The sequence below is a fragment of the Pseudomonas sp. TWI929 genome (assembly GCF_039673335.1).
Lineage (GTDB): Bacteria > Pseudomonadota > Gammaproteobacteria > Pseudomonadales > Pseudomonadaceae > Aquipseudomonas.
Genome location: NZ_JBDJLK010000037.1, coordinates 24123 through 40177, shown reverse-complemented (window position 1 = coordinate 40177; position 16055 = coordinate 24123). Strand labels below are relative to the sequence as shown.

Genomic DNA, 16055 nt, shown 5'->3' with positions numbered 1-16055 from the left:
GCCATGCCGACGTATCGCTACCAGGCCGTCGACCTCGCCGGCAAACCGCACAAAGCCAGCCTGCAGGCCGACAGCGAACGGCATGCCCGCCAGTTGTTGCGCGAACAGGGCCTGTTTGCCAGGCAATTGCAGCGGCATGAGGCCGGCACCCGGCAACCCCGGCGCCAGCGCCTGAGCCGCGCCCAGTTGTGCGAACTGACCCGCCAACTGGCCACCTTGACCGGTGCCGGCATCCCCTTGGTCGATGCTCTGGCCACCCTTGAGCGGCAACTGCGTCAGCCAGCCCTGCACAGTGTGCTGGTGGCCCTGCGCGGCTCGCTGGCCGAAGGCCTGGGCCTGGCCCGTAGCCTGGCGCGCCAGGGTGCGCCGTTCACTGGCTTGTATTGCGCGCTGGTCGAGGCCGGTGAGCGCTCCGGGCGCCTGGCCCAGGTGCTGACCCGCCTGGCCGATCACCTGGAACAGGTGCAACGCCAGCAGCACAAAGCCCGTACTGCACTGATCTACCCCACGGTACTGATGGGTGTGTCACTTGCCGTGGTGGTCGGCCTGATGACCTTCGTCGTGCCCAAACTCACCGAACAATTCGCCCACGCCGGGCAAAGCCTGCCGCTGATCACCTCGTTGCTGAGCGGCCTGAGCCAAGGGCTGGTGCACGCCGGGCCTTGGCTGTTGGGGCTGGCGCTGTTGTTCGGCGTGCTGGGTGGCTGGTTGCTGCGCAAGCCGCACTGGTGCCTGCGGCGCGACCGGCTGCTGCTGCGCCTGCCGCGCATTGGCAGCTTGCTGCAGGTGCTGGAAAGCGCGCGCCTGGCGCGCAGCCTGGCGATTCTCAGCGGCAGTGGCGTGGCCTTGCTCGAAGCCTTGCAAGTGGCCACCGAAACCGTTGGCAACCGGCGCATCCGCCTGGCCATGGAGCAGGTACGCCAGCAAGTGCAGGGCGGCACCAGCCTGCACCGCGCGCTGGATGCCAGCCAGCAATTCCCGCCGCTGCTGGTGAACATGGTCGGCAGCGGCGAAGCCAGCGGCACCCTGGCCGACATGCTTGAGCGCGTGGCTGACGACCAGGAGCGTGGCTTTGCCCGCCAGGTCGATACCGCCATGGCGCTGTTCGAACCCCTGATGATCCTGGTGATGGGCGCCGTGGTGCTGTTCATCGTGCTGGCGGTGCTGCTACCGATCATGCAACTCAACCAGGGCCTGCAACTGTGACGACAAGGAGTATTGCCATGCAGCATCGACGTAACCGCCAGCGCGGGTTCACCCTCATGGAAATCATGGTGGTGATCTTCATCATCGGCCTGCTGATCGCCGTGGTCGCGCCCAGCGTGCTGGGCAACCAGGACAAGGCCATGAAGCAGAAGGTGATGGCCGACCTGGCCACCCTGGAGCAGGCGCTGGACATGTACCGGCTAGACAACCTGCGTTTCCCCAGCAGCGAGCAGGGCCTGGCCGCGCTGGTGAAAAAGCCGGCCCAGGAACCGCTGCCGCGGGCCTGGCGCAGTGACGGTTACGTGCGCCGCCTGCCGGAAGACCCTTGGGGCACCCCGTACCAGTACCGCATGCCTGGCGAGCATGGCCGGGTCGATGTTTACTCGCTGGGCGCTGACGGCATGCCGGGTGGTGAAGGCCAGGATGCCGACCTGGGTAACTGGGAACTGTAAAGGGTGCGTCGTCAGCGCGGTTTCAGCCTGATCGAGTTGCTGGTGGTACTGGCCATTGCCGGGCTGATGACCGGGCTGGCGGTGGCCGGGCTTGGCGGTGGCCAGGCCAGTGTCGACCAGGCCTTGCAGCGGCTGGCGGCCGAAACCCGCGGGCAGGCTGCGCTGGCCCGGCATGCCGGGCAATTGCGTGGGCTGCGCTGGAATGGCCAGCACCCGGAGTTCGTGCGTCACGAGGGCAATGGTTGGGTGGTCGAAGCGGTCGCACTTGGCGCCTGGCCCAAGGGCCTGCGGCCCGACTGGCCTGCCAGCCCGCAGCCGCGCCTGCTGTTCACGCCGCATGGCTGGGCACAGCCGGGCAAGGTACGCTGGCACTGGGCCGATGGCAGCCAGCAATGGGCGTGGGGCCGTGATGGCCGCTTGCAGGTGGCGCCATGAGGCAGGGTCAGCGTGGTTTCACCTTGCTGGAAGTGACCGTGGCACTGGCGATTGCCGCTGTTTTGGCGGTTATCACCAGCCAGGTCCTGCGTCAGCGGTTGGCGGTGCAGGAAAACCTGCAACAGCATCGCCTTGGCCTGCTGTGCGCGCGCGAACTGCAAACCCGCTTCGCCGTCGAGCAGTACTGGCCTGCCGAAAACCAGGTGGACGGTGAGCTGAGCCAGGGCGGCCAGCGGTGCCATTGGCAACTGCAGCTGCGTCGCACCGGCGTACGTGACCTGCGCCGTGGCGAACTGCAACTGTTCGCCGACCGCGACCAGCGTCTGCCATTGGGCCAGTACACCGTGTTTCTGGAGCGCCCATGACTCACACAAACCGAGACGCTCACACGGTCCCTGTGGGAGCGGGTTCACCCGCGAAGAAGACCCCGCGGTGGATGGCACCGGCTTTGCCGATGTTCGCGGGTAAACCCGCTCCCACAGCAGTCAGCTTGGAGCTCAAGCTGTGAAGCACCGCCAAGTCGGCCTCACCCTGATCGAACTGATGGTCGCCCTGGCCCTGACCGCCATCCTCGGCATCATGCTCGCCGCCCTGGTCAACGGCTGGCTCAAGGTGCGCGAACGCCTGCAAGTCACCACCCAGCAAACCTCGGTACTGGACTTCTGCCTGGCCCTGGAACGCCGCTTCGACAGCCCGGTGCTACGCCGCGTCTACGACCAGCGGCTGCCGCTGGCTAGCCGCTGGCTGGACTGGCAACCCGCCAGTAACCAGTTGCTATGGGTCGCCAGTACCGGCCTGCCGGAGGCCGAAGGCGGTTCGCGCCTGCAACGCCAGCGCCTGCGCTTCGAGGCCCGCGAGCAGCGCCTGCTGCTGGAAAGCTCGGCCGACCTGTACGCCGCTGCTGCCCCACGCTGGGTGCAGCGCGAACGGCTCGACCGGGTCAGCGCGATGAATGTCCTGTATTACCAGGGTGGCCGCTGGCTGGCCTGGCCTTCCGACCAACCAGCGCACCCCGGCCGTGGCGTGCGCCTGGAACTGCAGCGTGATGGAGCACCCTATGTCTGCACCTTCGCCCTCCCGTGGGGGCGCTCATGAAGTTTGAATGGCGGCGGCATACACCGGCCCAGCCGTGGCTGTTGCTGCGACCGGGGCCGGTCTGGCACTGGGCGCTGGTCGAGGGCGGTACCGTGCAATGTGAAGGGCAGGGCGAGCCACCGGCCAACCTGCAGGCCCGTGTTGCGCTGATCCTGCCTGCCGAGGCCTGCAGCCATTTCCGCGTGCCGGCGCCGCCCGGGCTCAAGCGCGAGGAGTGGCCGTTACTGCTTGAAGACCGCTTGTTGCAGGCCACCGACGAGGTGGCTTGCGCCTGCCTGGCCCGTGAGCCCGGGTACCTTCGCTTGTTAGTGGTGGCCCGTAAGCAGCTGGACGAGTGGCGTGAGCAGTGTGCCGTATGGGGCGTGCAGGTTGAGCGCTGCTGGGCGGAGCTGCAGTTGCTGCCGGTGCCCGAGGCCGGCAGTGCCTGGCACTGGCAGCGCCCCCCAGGCATGTCTTTGCACAAGGGGTTGGCCGAAGACGGGGCTGAACATTGGCTGGCTTGGCCAGATGCACTGGGTGACATGCCGAAGCAGCCGTGGGCGGCGTTGCAAAGCGTGTCATTGCGCGGCGATTGGCCAAGCACGTTTGCGCCGCTTGATGCACTGCCCGGCCTGTTTGAGCGGGCCCGCAGAGTGCGGTCGTTACCGGTGGTGTCCCGCCAGCATCAGCGTCTGCTTGCGGCTTGCCTGGTACTGGCTGCCGTATGGGGCGGCCTTTGGTTGAGCCAGCAATGGCGCCAGGCGCAACTCTGGCGCAGCCAGGTCATCGCCGTGACCGGCGAGCAAGCCAGCCCCCGCCATGCCGCACAGGCTCTCAAGCGCCTGCGCGAAAGCGAACTGCAACAGCAACTGCGCACGCGTCAGCTGGAGGACCTGCAAACCCGCTTGCAGGCTTGGCTGCGTGACAATCCCGGCTGGCAGCTGCGGGCGGTGCGTTTCGATGGTCAACGTTGGCATTTGCGCCTGGAAGGCGAGGGCATTGCGCCGCCATGGCAGGACATGGCGGCTGCCGCTGGCGCCACGGTGCAGGTTCAAGCTGGCCAAGTGATCTTCGACCTGGGGGCTGCCTCATGAACCGCGATTGGCTGCTGCGTCATCGCCTGAAGTTCGCCTGGGCACTGATTGCCCTGTTGCTGGCCTTCCTGATCCTGCGCGCCGGTGTTGCGCAGTGGCGCGAGCTCAGCCAGTGGCGCGGGCTGGCCGAACAGGCCGCCAGCCTGCAAGGCGGCCCGGGGTTGAACCTGGAGCGGCTACGCCAGTCGGCCCAGGCGCGGCAGATCGAACTGGCCGAGGTCGATGCGCAGGCAAAGGCCTGGCAATTGCGTGGGCAGGTGGCTGATGAGCGCGTGCTGCAAGGCTGGTTGCAGAGCTTGCGAGCAGAAGGCGCACAGCCGCTGCAATGGGGGCTGGAGCTGGATGGCAAGGGCCTGCGCTTTGACCTGGTGGTACAGCCGTGAGCCGCAGAGGGGTGGTGTGGGTTGTGCTGGTATTCGTGCTGACGCTCTTGGTCGAGCTTCCGGCCAGCTGGGTGCTGCGGGCATTCGGCCTACCTGCGCGTGATGTCCGGGGCAGCTTTTGGCACGGTCAGGCACAACAGCTGGGCCCGGTCGGGCCTTTGCGCTGGACGCTGCAGCCTTGGCGCCTGCAGGCGGACGCACAACTGGGCTTGCAGGGCCAGGCCTGGCAGTTGCGTGCCGAAGGCTGGCCATGGCGTTGGCGGGTCGAGGCCTCTGCGGTGGGCGCGCAGGCGACAGTAGCTACGGATTACCGGCTGGCAGGTCAGTGGCAGGGGGTATTGCGGATTCAGGGGGCAGGGCGGCAATGCCGTGCCAGCGAAGGTCGCATAACGGTAACCGACTTAGCCTTGAGCGAGCCTTGGTCACTGGGCTTGGGGCAGGGCTGGCTGGAAATGGCCTGCCACAGCGGCTGGCGCCTGCGCGGGCAATTGGCACAGCAGGGGCAGCATCAGCTCGCCGTGGACGCCGATTTGCTCGCGCGGCGGGCGCAGGTGGTGTTCGAGTTGCAGTCTGAGGCGGAGCTGACGCCATTGCTTCGCGGGGCACAGTGGCTTGGGCCGCAGGCGTTGGCGGGGCAGCGGGAGTTGCGCTGGTAGACACGTGCTACTACCAACAAGTTTGCTGTCACAGATACTGAATGTGTCTATCAGGGGCGGCAGCAATTCTGTTGAGGCTAGCCTTTTCCTACAGAACCTTCTGTTTTTGGTCTCGGGTGAATGAATTCACTCCAGTTGAGTGTATTTTCATCGGCCCGACCAGGTGGCTAGCCTGTGCAAAGCAAGCCTGTACTGCCTGCCACATGACAGGACAACTCATGAAAAGAGATGAGCGTGAATACATAGAGCTAGAAAGGCTCTCAGTAGAAATCCGCAAATTTATGGCGGAGACCCGAAAGCTGAAAACCGAAGAGGAAAAAATGCGGCGTGAGTCGATGCTCTATCCATTCGCGGTTAGTGCAGGACTGGTCACTGCACTCGTCGCGTTGTTTACCTTTCTGAGTCGTTAGCCATGCTCAGGTCCAACCGTGGTCTGTCGCGGTAGACTTGAATTCTTGCTCAGGTCCACTCAGAGTTTGATCCAGCGGGCTGCTGCTTTTATGCGCCCTGATATTTGCAATCGAGGATGATCCATGCCGACACGCCGTCCTGTCTCTCCTTTCGACCCCGCTACTGAGTTGGAGCAGTTGCACGCCGACGTAGCAGCTTTTCATGCAGAAATGCGCCAGACGGTGCGTGCTAACCCGATAAAGCTTTGGTTGCCGTTCACCCTTGGGGCCGGGTTGGCGCTGATGGTGTTTGCTTTGGTCACCCTCTTGCCACGCCTGAGCTAATTGCCCGTAACGCCTACGGGCAACTGGGCCTGCAATATCTTTCTGTTACACCCTCAGGGCCGAATCTCGATCAGCGTCCCATCCCGTACCAAATCCCACACTTCCTGCATATCGCGGTTACGCATGGCAATACAACCATCCGTCCAGTCCAGGGTATGGAAGTACCACTCCGGGTATTCATCGTTGATCGGCGTGCCGTGGATCATGATCATGCTGCCGGCACTCACCCCTTCACGGGTAGCGCGTGCAGCATCGCTGATGTTCGGGTAGTTGATGTGCATGGCCAGGTTGAAGCGGTCGCTCTGCTTGCGCCAGTCCAGCCAGTACAGACCCTCAGGGGTTTTCTTGTCGCCCTCGCGCTCCTTGGCGCCTTTGGGCTGCTTGCCCAGCGAGATGCGGTAGGTCTTCAGCGGCTCGCCGCGGCTGATCAGCTGCAGGCGGCGCTGGGACTTGATTACCAGCACCTTGTCGATCAGCGGCTGCATGGCCTGCTGCGAAGGCGACAGGGTTTGCGCTGCCGGTTGGGGCGTGCGGATGATGGTCTCGGTGAAGGCCGCCTGGGACACCGAGGTAACGCAAAGGCAGAAAAGGGCAAACAACCAGCGCATGTAACGGTATCCCTGAAAGCTTCTAAGTAGTGGTCGAGACGTTCATCGGCGGCAGGTATTCATGGCCTATGGGGTAGTGCTGCCCGATGCGGTCGCGATAGTAGCATTCTAGTGTGCGTGTGACGGTGCGGAAAGCCAGCTCGCCCCACGGTATCTCATGTTCTTCGAACAGCCGCACCTCCAGGCTTTCGACACCAACAGCAAAATCAAGGTCCGCCAGCTCGGCGCGGAAGAACACATGCACCTGGTTGATGTGTGGCAAATCGAACAGCTGGTACAGGCTGGTCGGTCCGACCCGGGCACAGGCTTCCTCCACGGTTTCGCGACGGGCGGCCTGGTCGAGGGTTTCGCCGTTCTCCATGAACCCGGCAGGCAGTGTCCAGAAACCCCGGCGTGGTTCGATGGCGCGCCGGCACAGCAGCACCTGGCTGCCCCAGGTCGGCAACACGCCGGCAACGATGTTGGGGTTCTGGTAGTGGATGGCTTGGCAAGACTCGCAGACATACCGCAGGCGGCTGTCGCCCTCGGGGATCCGCTGAGTGACCGGTTGGCCGCACGCGCTGCAGAATTTCATGTGTGGTTCCCTTGTGTTCAGGGCTATCTTGGCGCGGCCACGGGGGCTGCCGCAAGCGTGCAGGGCTTGGGTGCTTCGCGGCTTTGGTGCATCATGCAAGACAGGCCTTGGATATGAGCGTGCGCAATGCTGGACGAGCTACTTCGCCGAATGAGCAACCACCAACCCGCGTCACTGGAAACCGACCGACGGTTCCCCGAAGCGGCGGTCCTTTTGCCCATTACCCGCAGCGAAGCGCCCGAACTGGTCTTGACCCTGCGCGCCAAGGGCCTGTCTACCCACGGTGGTGAGGTGGCCTTCCCCGGTGGCCGCCGCGACCCGGAGGACCCGGACCTGGTGTTTACCGCCCTGCGTGAGGCCGAGGAAGAAATCGGCCTGCCACCTGGCCTGGTGGAAGTGATCGGCCCGCTCAGCCCGCTTATTTCGCTGCATGGCCTGAAAGTGACGCCATTCGTCGGGGTTATCCCCGACTTCGTCGAATACCGCGCCAATGATGCCGAGATCGCGGCAGTATTCACCGTGCCGCTGGAATTCTTCCGCCAGGACCCGCGTGACCATACCCACCGTATCGATTACCAGGGGCGCAGCTGGTATGTGCCCAGCTATCGCTATGGTGAATACAAGATCTGGGGGTTGTCGGCGATCATGATCGTCGAATTGGTCAACCTGCTGTTCGATGCCGGCATCAGCCTGCACCAACCCCCAGAGCGCTACATCGAAAACTGAGCGGGGCCAACCCTGCCGTCTGTGTCCCAGCCTGAGGAGCATGCATGAAATACCGCCTGGGCGACCTGCGGGTCGAGAGCCACCCCACCAGTTGGGCCGCACCCAACGCCACGCTGATCGGCAACGTGCGCCTGCAGGCCAATGCCAGCGTGTGGTTTGGCGCGGTGCTGCGCGGCGATAACGAGCTGATCGACATCGGCGAAGGCAGCAACGTGCAGGATGGCACGGTGATGCACACCGACATGGGCTCGCCGCTGACCTTGGGCAAGGGCGTAACGGTTGGCCACAACGCCATGCTGCATGGCTGCACGGTGGGCGACTACAGCCTGGTCGGCATCAATGCGGTGATCCTCAATGGCGCACGCATCGGCAAGCACTGCATCATCGGCGCCAATGCGCTGATTGCCGAGGGCAAGGAAATCCCCGACGGTTCGCTGGTGATGGGCTCGCCGGGCAAGGTGGTGCGCGAGCTGACCGAGCAGCAGAAGCGCATGCTTGAAGCCAGCGCCGCACATTACGTGCACAATGCCCAGCGTTATGCGCAGGAGTTGGTGGTTGACGATGAGTAATGTTGTGGAACGGCCGGTGGCCTCGCCGTGCGTGAGCATATGCGCGCTGGACGAGCAGGATATCTGTACCGGCTGCCAGCGTACCGTAGCCGAGATTGGCCGCTGGGGGCGGATGGACAACGACGAGCGCCGGGCGGTACTCAAGCTTTGCCATGAAAGGGCACTGGAGGCTGGCCTCATCCTCTAGGCAGACGCGCGCCCTTGTAGGAGCGGGTTTACCCGCGAACACCGGCACAGCCGGTGCCATCCACCGAGTTGGATTCTTCGCGGGTGAACCCGCTCCCACAGGGATCGGGCAGGCTTCGAGCCTGATGCTGTACCTATAGGTTTACCCGCGAACGGCCCAGCGGTAATCTGTACGGCTTGCCCACAGACTACCCGCCATGTTCTATCTGATTGCCTACATCAGCAGCGTAGTGCTGATCAACTACGCCTTCTCCAGTGCCCCGCACCTGGACATCATCTGGTCCGCCTGGGGCGGCCTGGTGTTCATCCTGCGCGACATGGTGCAAACCCGCTTCGGCCATGGTGCCCTGGTTGCCATGCTGGTGGCGCTGGTGCTGTCCTATGTCACTTCCGAGCCGGCCATCGCCCTGGCCAGCGCCACTGCATTCTTCATCTCCGAGCTGATCGACTGGCTGGTATTCAGCATTACCCGTCGGCCGCTGCGCGACCGCCTGTGGCTCAGTTCGGCGCTGAGCATCCCGGTGGATACCTTCATCTTCTTCGGCATGATCGGTGCCCTGACGCCGGCCGTGATCGGCACCGCCATGGCCTCGAAATTCGCCGGTGTCACCGCCGTGTGGCTGGCCATGGCATTTCGCGCCCGGCGGGCCGCCGTGGCCGGCTGATGGTGTAGAATAGCGGTCCTTTTTCAGCGGGCGGCGCCAAGCCTGGTGCGGCCCCGGATGCCTTCGAGGACCTGAGATGACCCGTATCGGAACCCCCTTGTCGCCCACCGCGACCCGTGTACTGCTGTGCGGCTGTGGCGAGCTGGGCAAGGAAGTGGTGATCGAGCTGCAGCGCCTGGGCGTCGAAGTGATCGCCGTCGACCGCTACGCCAATGCCCCGGCCATGCAGGTGGCGCACCGCAGCCACGTGGTCAATATGCTTGATGGCGTGGCCCTGCGCGCGGTGATCGAGGCCGAGAAACCGCACTACATCGTTCCGGAAATCGAAGCCATCGCCACCGCCACCCTGGTCGAGCTGGAAAACGAAGGCTTCAACGTGGTGCCGACTGCCCGCGCCACCCAGCTGACCATGAACCGCGAAGGCATCCGCCGCCTGGCCGCCGAAGAGCTGGACCTGCCAACCTCGCCGTATCACTTTGCCGACACTTATGAAGACTTCGCCAAGGGCGTGGCCGATGTCGGCTACCCGTGCGTGGTCAAGCCAGTAATGAGCTCGTCGGGCAAGGGCCAGAGCCTGCTGCGCAGCGATGCCGACCTGCAGAAGGCATGGGACTACGCTCAGGAAGGCGGCCGCGCCGGCAAGGGCCGGGTGATCGTCGAGGGCTTTATCGACTTCGAATACGAAATCACCCTGCTGACCGTGCGTCACGTAGGCGGCACCACCTTCCTTGAACCGGTCGGCCACCGCCAGGAGAAGGGTGACTACCAGGAGTCCTGGCAGCCACAGGCCATGAGCCCCAAGGCTTTGGCCGAATCGCAGCGCGTGGCCAAGGCAGTCACCGATGCCCTGGGCGGTCGCGGCCTGTTTGGCGTGGAACTGTTCGTAAAGGGCGACCAAGTGTGGTTCAGCGAAGTGTCGCCACGCCCGCATGACACTGGCCTGGTAACCCTGATTTCCCAGGACCTGTCGCAGTTCGCCCTGCATGCCCGCGCCATTCTCGGCCTGCCGATTCCGGTGGTGCGCCAGTTTGGCCCGTCGGCCTCGGCGGTGATCTTGCCGGAAGGGCAGTCGCAGCAGACCAGCTTCGCCAACCTGGGCGCGGCGCTGAGCGAGCCGGATACTGCCATTCGCCTGTTCGGCAAGCCGGAAATCAACGGCACCCGCCGCATGGGCGTGTGCCTGGCGCGTGATGAATCGGTTGACGCGGCGCGGGCCAAGGCGACCCGTGCATCGCAGGCGGTCAAGGTCGAGTTCTGATCCGAGATTGCAGGGGGCTGCAAAGCAGCCCCAATTACTCAAAGCTGTGTATTGCGGGTCTCTTTCAGGCACAGCACAGCAATCAGGCTGATCACCGCCGCCGCCGACACATAACCCCCCACCCAGCTCAACCCGCCCATGCTCACCAGCTTCTGGGCAAAGAACGGTGCCGCCGAGGCGCCGACGATGCCGCCCAGGTTATACGCCGCCGAAGCGCCGGTATAACGCACATGAGTCGGGAACAGTTCAGGCAGCAAAGCCCCCATCGGCGCAAAGGTCACGCCCATCAGGAACAGCTCGATGGCCAGGAACAGCGCCACGCCTGCAGTCGACCCCGAGGTCAGCAGCGGTTCCATGGTAAAGCCCGAAGCCACTGCCAACAGGCCGCCGACGATCAGCACCGGCTTGCGCCCGTAGCGGTCGCTGAGCCAGGCCGACAGCGGCGTGGCCAGGGCCATGAACACCACCGCGAAGCACAGTAGGCCAAGGAACGTCTCGCGGCTGTAGCCCAGCGTGGTCACGCCATAGCTCAGCGAGAACACCGTGGAGATGTAGAACAGCGCGTAGCACACCACCATGGCTGCAGCACCCAGCAGGGTAGGCCGCCAGTGCCTGGCGAACAGGTCGACCACTGGCATTTTCACCCGCTCCTGGCGAGCAACGGCCTTGGCGAACACCGGGCTTTCTTCAAGTTTCAGGCGTACATACAGGCCCACCAGTACCAGCGCGGCACTGAGCAGGAACGGAATGCGCCAGCCCCACTCGCGGAACTGCTCGTCGCTCAGCGTAAGGGCCAGGGTCAGGAACAGGCCGTTGGCAGCCAGGAAGCCGATCGAAGGGCCCAGTTGTGGGAACATGCCGAACCAGGCGCGTTTGCCTTCCGGGGCGTTTTCGGTGGCTAGCAGCGCCGCACCACCCCATTCGCCGCCCAGGCCCAGGCCTTGGCCAAAGCGCAGCAGGCAGAGAATGATCGGCGCCCACACGCCGATGCTGTCATAGCCCGGCAGCACGCCAATGGCCGTGGTGGACACACCCATCAGCAGCAGCGAGGCGACCAGGGTGGACTTGCGGCCGATACGGTCGCCGAAGTGGCCGAACAGTGCCGAGCCCAGCGGGCGGGCGAGGAAGGCGATGCCGAAAGTGAGGAAGGCCGCCAGCATTTGCGCTGTGCCTGACCCGGACGGGAAAAACACCGGGCCGATCACCAGAGCAGCGGCGGTGGCGTAGACGTAGAAATCGTAGAACTCGATGGCGGTGCCGATGAAGCTGGCAGTGGCTACCCGCGCGGGCGAGTTGACCGGCGCGGCAGGCGCTTGGGCATAGGTGCTGCTGGTGGTCATTAAGTAGGTCCCTAACAGTCTGGTCCAGCTCCATGGGCTTTACCCGCGACGGCGTGCAATGCAAAAGGGCAGGCACGGTTGCGCGGACGCCGGAGCGTTTTGTTGTTGTGTGCGCCCGACTGACGATAGCCCAAGGGGGATAGGGGCGGGGGCGGGCACTGTTCGGGGTGTTGAAGCAGGACCGCGGGGCGTGTCAGTGGAGCGGACTGGCCGTGAAGCGCCGGGTGCGGGTAGCAGGCGTGACGGCGGGGCTGGGTAAGCGTGACCCGAGTATAGCTATCGGGTCACGGTCCACACCAGTACCTTGCTGGCACAATTGTCCTCTGTTTCGAGGATTTCCAGGCGATAGCGGCCGATCTTCAGGCAAACCGCGCTTTCCGGGATGCTTTCCAGCGCTTCGGTGACTAGCCCGTTGAGGGTTTTTGGCCCGCCGTCGCAGGGCAGGTGCCAGCCCAGGGTGCGGTTGATTTCGCGCAACGAGGCAGTGCCGTCGATGACGAAGGTGCCGTCGGGCTGCGGGTGCACATGTGGGTTGTCCAGGCTCTGCTCGTCCTCGAATTCACCGACGATCTCTTCGAGGATGTCTTCCAGGGTGACGATGCCCAGCACTTCGCCGTACTCGTCCACCACCACGCCCAGCCGGCGCTGCTGCTTGTGGAAGTTCAGCAGCTGCATTTGCAGGGGCGTGCTCTCTGGTACGAAATAGGGCTCGTAGCAGGCGCCGTGCAATGTCTCCAGGGTTAGCTCGGCCTTGGGCAGCAGGTGGCTGATCAGCTTGGTGTTGAGGATCGCTTCGACTTGGTTGATGTCGCTGTGGTAGACCGGCAGGCGGGTGTGGCGGCTGACGATCAGCTGTTCGATGATGCGCTCAAGCGGCTCATCGAGGTTGATGCCATCCACTTCGTTGCGCGGCACCAGGATGTCGTTGACGGTGATCTTGTCCAGTGACTGCAGGCCCTCGAGCAGGCCGTGGCGGGGCGCTTCGTGCTCTTCATCATCGTCAAGGTCGTCATCTTGCTGCGGGTGCAGGGCTACCGCTGCAGGCTGCGCGCGGAAGGGGCGCAAGATCAGCTTGGCGCAGCCGTCGAGCAGGCAGGCAAAGGGTTGCAGGAGTGCAAGGGGCGCCTTCAGCAAGCTCACGCCAAGGCTGACAAGGGCCTGTGGATTGCGCCGGGCCAGGCGCCGCGGCAGGAATTCGGCAAAAACCAGCAAGGCCAGGGCTGCAGCCAGGCCGGCCAGCCAGAAGCCGTGTTCACCGCTGTAGCGCTGCCCGATCAGGCACGCCAGGCCGAGCACCAGCAGCTTGCCGAGGCTGGCGCAAAGCACCAGCGCCTGGGCGGGCAGCGGTGGCTGCCCGTCATCGCCATTGCGCAGCGAGCCATTGAGTTGCAGGCGGGCAGCATCCACGGCGGTGAACAGCGCTGCCCAGAGCAGCGCCAGTGCCAGAGTGACTAATAGCGGTGCGTACGGCAGGGTGTCCATGGGCGGCCGTCAGATATGCAGGATGAATTCGCGAACCAGCTTGCTGCCGAAATAGGCCAGCATCAGCAGGCAGAAACCGGCCAGCGTCCAGCGGATGGCCTTGTGGCCACGCCAGCCCAGGCGGGTGCGGCCCCACAACAGCACGCTGAACACCACCCAGGCAACACAGGCCAGCAAGGTTTTGTGCACCAGGTGCTGGGCGAACAGGTTGTCGAGGAACAGCCAGCCAGAGATCAACGACAGCGACAGCAAGCACCAGCCGGCCCAGAGAAAGCCGAACAGCAGGCTTTCCATGGTTTGCAGCGGCGGGAAGTTGCGGATCAGCCCGGACGGGTGCTTGTTTTTCAGTTGGCGGTCCTGCAGCAGCAACAGCAGCGACTGGAACACCGCGATGGTGAACAGCCCGTAGGCCAGGATCGACAGCAGAATGTGCGCAAGGATGCCCGGTTCTTCATTGATCAGCGGCACGGTGCCAGGCGGCGCGAACTGGGCCAGCAGCGCGGTCACCGCCCCCAGCGGGAACAGCAGCACCAGCAGGTTTTCTACCGGTATGCGCAGGCAGGCCAGCAGGGTCAGGGCAATGACCGCCACGGCGATCAGGCTGGCAGCGCTGAAGAAGTCCAGGCTCAGGCCCAGCGGGGTGATCAGCTGGAAGAACAGCGCACCGGCCTGGGCAAGCACCGCGACGGCACCCAGCAGGGTGAGCAGGCGCTTGTCGGCCTTGCGGTTCTGGGCCAGGTATGAGCTCTGGTAGATGGCCGCAGCTATATATAGGCCGGCGGCGATCAGGTTGGGGATGAGGCTGGGTGAGGAGACCATAAGTCCTGGTTGGCGAGCCTTAAAGAGACGGAGTTTGGCATAGATCCCGCCGCTCTAGGAAGACTGGCGGACTGCGTTGGGCCATTCGCGGGTTAACCCGCTCCCACAGGTACGTGGAGATCCTGTAGGAGCGGGTTCACCCGCGAAGAGGCCGGTACAGCCACCGAATATCTACCAGGCTGCCGCCAAGGTGTGCGCCGCCGCCGCACTTCGCTATAATCGCCGCCTTGCTGTGCCCGGCGGGTGTGCATTCCCCCGCGGGCGCCTGACAAACCTCGGCTTTTACTGGGCCTGAAAGGATCACCATGTTCGAAAACCTGACCGACCGCCTGTCACAGACGCTGCGCCATGTCACCGGCAAGGCCAAGCTGACCGAAGACAACATCAAGGACACGCTGCGCGAAGTGCGCATGGCCCTGCTTGAGGCCGACGTTGCCCTGCCGGTGGTCAAGGATTTCGTCAACAGCGTCAAGGAGCGTGCGGTCGGCACCGAAGTGTCGCGCAGCCTCACCCCGGGCCAGGCGTTCGTGAAGATCGTCCAGGCCGAGCTGGAAAGCCTGATGGGCGCGGCCAACGAAGACCTCGCGCTGAACGCCGCCCCGCCCGCCGTGGTGCTGATGGCCGGCCTGCAGGGCGCCGGTAAGACCACCACCGCCGGCAAGCTGGCGCGCTTTCTTAAAGAGCGCAAGAAAAAGAGCGTGATGGTGGTGTCCGCCGACGTCTATCGCCCGGCGGCGATCAAGCAGCTGGAAACCCTGGCCAACGACATCGGCGTCACCTTCTTCCCGTCCGATATCAGCCAGAAGCCGGTGGCCATTGCCGAAGCAGCCATCCGCGAAGCCAAGCTGAAGTTCATCGACGTGGTCATCGTCGACACCGCCGGCCGTCTGCACATCGACGCCGACATGATGCACGAGATCAAGGCGCTGCACGCTGCGGTCAAGCCGATCGAGACCCTGTTCGTGGTCGACGCCATGACCGGCCAGGACGCCGCCAACACCGCCAAGGCGTTTGGCGAGGCGCTGCCGCTGACCGGCGTGGTGCTGACCAAGGTCGACGGTGACGCCCGTGGCGGTGCTGCGCTGTCGGTGCGTGCCATCACCGGCAAGCCGATCAAGTTCATCGGTATGGGCGAGAAGACCGAAGCCCTCGAGCCGTTCCACCCCGACCGTGTCGCTTCGCGCATCCTCGGCATGGGTGACGTGCTCAGCCTGATCGAGCAGGCCGAGCAGAACATCGACAAGGCCAAGGCCGACAAGCTGGCCAAGAAGCTGAAGAAGGGCAAGGGCTTCGACCTCGAAGACTTCCGCGACCAGCTGCAACAAATGAAGAACATGGGCGGCCTGGGTGGCCTGATGGACAAGCTGCCGAGCATCGGCGGGGTCAACCTGTCGCAGATGGGCAACGCCCAGGGCGCCGCCGAGAAGCAGTTCAAGCAGATGGAAGCGATCATCAACTCCATGACCCCGGCCGAGCGCCGCGACCCTGACCTGATCAGCGGTTCGCGCAAGCGCCGTATCGCCCTGGGTTCCGGTACCCAGGTGCAGGACATCGGCCGGCTGATCAAGCAGCACAAGCAGATGCAGAAGATGATGAAGAAATTCTCTGCCAAAGGTGGCATGGCCAAGATGATGCGCGGCCTGGGCGGGATGCTGCCTGGCGGCGGCATGCCGAAGCTGTAAACCCCTATTCCGGGTGCCTGCCTTTTGTCGGGCTGGCGCCCAGAACTCCCGCTGTGGCGGGGTAACGGCCGCGGATTTCGCGGCTTAACCGGCAAATCTGATCGGTAAGGCA

21 protein-coding genes are annotated in these 16055 nt (G+C 64.3%); 16 read left to right on the top strand and 5 right to left on the bottom strand.

The features are described from left to right. Positions 1-3: 3 nt before the first annotated feature. The 10 genes from gspF to ABE456_RS16340 all read left to right on the top strand — a co-directional run bounded on the left by gspF (position 4) and on the right by ABE456_RS16340 (position 6034). On the top strand, positions 4-1206 hold the full coding sequence (gene gspF, locus ABE456_RS16385) for a type II secretion system inner membrane protein GspF (RefSeq protein WP_346644847.1): 1203 nt from the start codon (positions 4-6) through the stop codon (positions 1204-1206). A 17-nt stretch (positions 1207-1223) separates the two neighbouring features. Next, the gene (gspG, locus tag ABE456_RS16380) at positions 1224-1658 is read left to right on the top strand and encodes a type II secretion system major pseudopilin GspG (RefSeq protein ID WP_346644846.1); all 435 of its coding nucleotides are present in this window, start codon (positions 1224-1226) and stop codon (positions 1656-1658) included. Between the two features lie 3 nt (positions 1659-1661). Continuing rightward, positions 1662-2093: a type II secretion system minor pseudopilin GspH gene (gene gspH / locus ABE456_RS16375; protein ID WP_346644845.1), complete on the top strand. Its 432-nt coding sequence runs from the start codon at positions 1662-1664 to the stop codon at positions 2091-2093. Then, complete coding sequence (locus ABE456_RS16370; protein ID WP_346644844.1) at positions 2090-2458, top strand: type II secretion system protein GspI; 369 nt, start codon at positions 2090-2092, stop codon at positions 2456-2458. Before gspH ends, ABE456_RS16370 begins: the two co-directional genes overlap by 4 nt. Positions 2459-2597: 139 nt before the next feature. Continuing rightward, positions 2598-3188 (top strand): prepilin-type N-terminal cleavage/methylation domain-containing protein, encoded by a 591-nt coding sequence (locus tag ABE456_RS16365; protein ID WP_346644843.1) that lies wholly within the window; start codon positions 2598-2600, stop codon positions 3186-3188. Continuing rightward, a complete protein-coding gene (locus ABE456_RS16360) occupies positions 3185-4261 on the top strand; it encodes a type II secretion system protein GspL (RefSeq protein WP_346644842.1) in 1077 nt (358 codons plus the stop codon). The genes ABE456_RS16365 and ABE456_RS16360 overlap by 4 nt, the downstream gene beginning before the upstream one ends. Then, positions 4258-4644, top strand: a complete 387-nt coding sequence (gene gspM / locus ABE456_RS16355; RefSeq protein ID WP_346644841.1) for a type II secretion system protein GspM — start codon at positions 4258-4260, stop codon at positions 4642-4644. Before ABE456_RS16360 ends, gspM begins: the two co-directional genes overlap by 4 nt. Then, positions 4641-5300: a hypothetical protein gene (locus tag ABE456_RS16350; RefSeq protein WP_346644840.1), complete on the top strand. Its 660-nt coding sequence runs from the start codon at positions 4641-4643 to the stop codon at positions 5298-5300. The genes gspM and ABE456_RS16350 overlap by 4 nt, the downstream gene beginning before the upstream one ends. 218 nt (positions 5301-5518) lie before the next feature. Continuing rightward, the gene (locus tag ABE456_RS16345; RefSeq protein WP_346644839.1) at positions 5519-5710 is read left to right on the top strand and encodes a hypothetical protein; all 192 of its coding nucleotides are present in this window, start codon (positions 5519-5521) and stop codon (positions 5708-5710) included. A 123-nt stretch (positions 5711-5833) separates the two neighbouring features. Continuing rightward, positions 5834-6034, top strand: a complete 201-nt coding sequence (locus ABE456_RS16340; RefSeq protein ID WP_346644838.1) for a hypothetical protein — start codon at positions 5834-5836, stop codon at positions 6032-6034. A gap of 53 nt (positions 6035-6087) precedes the next feature. Here the strand turns inward: ABE456_RS16340 and ABE456_RS16335 are convergent, their stop codons facing one another. Together ABE456_RS16335 and ABE456_RS16330 are read right to left on the bottom strand one after the other, a co-directional pair. Further along, positions 6088-6642 (bottom strand): L,D-transpeptidase family protein, encoded by a 555-nt coding sequence (locus ABE456_RS16335; RefSeq protein ID WP_346644837.1) that lies wholly within the window; start codon positions 6640-6642, stop codon positions 6088-6090. A 22-nt stretch (positions 6643-6664) separates the two neighbouring features. Then, a complete protein-coding gene (locus ABE456_RS16330) occupies positions 6665-7216 on the bottom strand; it encodes an NUDIX hydrolase (RefSeq protein ID WP_346644836.1) in 552 nt (183 codons plus the stop codon). Between the two features lie 126 nt (positions 7217-7342). Here ABE456_RS16330 and ABE456_RS16325 point away from each other — a divergent pair, with 126 nt between their 5' ends. The 5 genes from ABE456_RS16325 to purT all read left to right on the top strand — a co-directional run bounded on the left by ABE456_RS16325 (position 7343) and on the right by purT (position 10620). Beyond that, positions 7343-7942 carry a CoA pyrophosphatase gene (locus ABE456_RS16325; RefSeq protein ID WP_019098705.1) on the top strand — a complete coding sequence of 200 codons (600 nt, stop codon included), beginning with the start codon at positions 7343-7345 and terminating at the stop codon, positions 7940-7942. A gap of 44 nt (positions 7943-7986) precedes the next feature. Further along, positions 7987-8511, top strand: coding sequence for a gamma carbonic anhydrase family protein (locus ABE456_RS16320; RefSeq protein ID WP_016485138.1), 525 nt, complete (start codon positions 7987-7989; stop codon positions 8509-8511). Beyond that, the gene (locus ABE456_RS16315; RefSeq protein ID WP_201207894.1) at positions 8504-8698 is read left to right on the top strand and encodes a DUF1289 domain-containing protein; all 195 of its coding nucleotides are present in this window, start codon (positions 8504-8506) and stop codon (positions 8696-8698) included. Before ABE456_RS16320 ends, ABE456_RS16315 begins: the two co-directional genes overlap by 8 nt. Positions 8699-8894: 196 nt before the next feature. Then, the gene (locus ABE456_RS16310; RefSeq protein ID WP_010952556.1) at positions 8895-9362 is read left to right on the top strand and encodes a VUT family protein; all 468 of its coding nucleotides are present in this window, start codon (positions 8895-8897) and stop codon (positions 9360-9362) included. Positions 9363-9438: 76 nt separating this feature from the next. Next, positions 9439-10620 carry a formate-dependent phosphoribosylglycinamide formyltransferase gene (gene purT, locus ABE456_RS16305; protein WP_346644835.1) on the top strand — a complete coding sequence of 394 codons (1182 nt, stop codon included), beginning with the start codon at positions 9439-9441 and terminating at the stop codon, positions 10618-10620. Positions 10621-10658: 38 nt separating this feature from the next. Here the strand turns inward: purT and ABE456_RS16300 are convergent, their stop codons facing one another. The 3 genes from ABE456_RS16300 to ABE456_RS16290 all read right to left on the bottom strand — a co-directional run bounded on the left by ABE456_RS16300 (position 10659) and on the right by ABE456_RS16290 (position 14261). After that, positions 10659-11960 carry an MFS transporter gene (locus ABE456_RS16300; protein WP_346644834.1) on the bottom strand — a complete coding sequence of 434 codons (1302 nt, stop codon included), beginning with the start codon at positions 11958-11960 and terminating at the stop codon, positions 10659-10661. A 276-nt stretch (positions 11961-12236) separates the two neighbouring features. After that, positions 12237-13442 (bottom strand): transporter associated domain-containing protein, encoded by a 1206-nt coding sequence (locus tag ABE456_RS16295; protein WP_346644833.1) that lies wholly within the window; start codon positions 13440-13442, stop codon positions 12237-12239. A gap of 9 nt (positions 13443-13451) precedes the next feature. Further along, entirely contained in the window at positions 13452-14261 is an 810-nt protein-coding gene (locus ABE456_RS16290) for an inner membrane protein YpjD (protein ID WP_346644832.1), read from the bottom strand. Between the two features lie 305 nt (positions 14262-14566). Here ABE456_RS16290 and ffh point away from each other — a divergent pair, with 305 nt between their 5' ends. Next, positions 14567-15943 (top strand): signal recognition particle protein, encoded by a 1377-nt coding sequence (ffh, locus tag ABE456_RS16285; protein ID WP_346644831.1) that lies wholly within the window; start codon positions 14567-14569, stop codon positions 15941-15943. Positions 15944-16055 lie beyond the last annotated feature (112 nt).

Coding starts and splice junctions, on each gene's coding strand:
- ABE456_RS16315 (WP_201207894.1), top strand. CDS start 8,504: ATGAGTAATGTTGTGGAACGGCCGGTGGCCTCGCCGTGCGTGAGCATA.
- gspM (WP_346644841.1), top strand. CDS start 4,258: ATGAACCGCGATTGGCTGCTGCGTCATCGCCTGAAGTTCGCCTGGGCA.
- ABE456_RS16295 (WP_346644833.1), bottom strand. CDS start 13,442: ATGGACACCCTGCCGTACGCACCGCTATTAGTCACTCTGGCACTGGCG.
- ffh (WP_346644831.1), top strand. CDS start 14,567: ATGTTCGAAAACCTGACCGACCGCCTGTCACAGACGCTGCGCCATGTC.
- gspG (WP_346644846.1), top strand. CDS start 1,224: ATGCAGCATCGACGTAACCGCCAGCGCGGGTTCACCCTCATGGAAATC.
- ABE456_RS16335 (WP_346644837.1), bottom strand. CDS start 6,642: ATGCGCTGGTTGTTTGCCCTTTTCTGCCTTTGCGTTACCTCGGTGTCC.
- ABE456_RS16325 (WP_019098705.1), top strand. CDS start 7,343: ATGCTGGACGAGCTACTTCGCCGAATGAGCAACCACCAACCCGCGTCA.
- ABE456_RS16320 (WP_016485138.1), top strand. CDS start 7,987: ATGAAATACCGCCTGGGCGACCTGCGGGTCGAGAGCCACCCCACCAGT.
- purT (WP_346644835.1), top strand. CDS start 9,439: ATGACCCGTATCGGAACCCCCTTGTCGCCCACCGCGACCCGTGTACTG.
- gspF (WP_346644847.1), top strand. CDS start 4: ATGCCGACGTATCGCTACCAGGCCGTCGACCTCGCCGGCAAACCGCAC.
- ABE456_RS16370 (WP_346644844.1), top strand. CDS start 2,090: ATGAGGCAGGGTCAGCGTGGTTTCACCTTGCTGGAAGTGACCGTGGCA.
- ABE456_RS16360 (WP_346644842.1), top strand. CDS start 3,185: ATGAAGTTTGAATGGCGGCGGCATACACCGGCCCAGCCGTGGCTGTTG.
- ABE456_RS16330 (WP_346644836.1), bottom strand. CDS start 7,216: ATGAAATTCTGCAGCGCGTGCGGCCAACCGGTCACTCAGCGGATCCCC.
- ABE456_RS16300 (WP_346644834.1), bottom strand. CDS start 11,960: ATGACCACCAGCAGCACCTATGCCCAAGCGCCTGCCGCGCCGGTCAAC.
- ABE456_RS16290 (WP_346644832.1), bottom strand. CDS start 14,261: ATGGTCTCCTCACCCAGCCTCATCCCCAACCTGATCGCCGCCGGCCTA.
- ABE456_RS16340 (WP_346644838.1), top strand. CDS start 5,834: ATGCCGACACGCCGTCCTGTCTCTCCTTTCGACCCCGCTACTGAGTTG.
- ABE456_RS16345 (WP_346644839.1), top strand. CDS start 5,519: ATGAAAAGAGATGAGCGTGAATACATAGAGCTAGAAAGGCTCTCAGTA.
- ABE456_RS16310 (WP_010952556.1), top strand. CDS start 8,895: ATGTTCTATCTGATTGCCTACATCAGCAGCGTAGTGCTGATCAACTAC.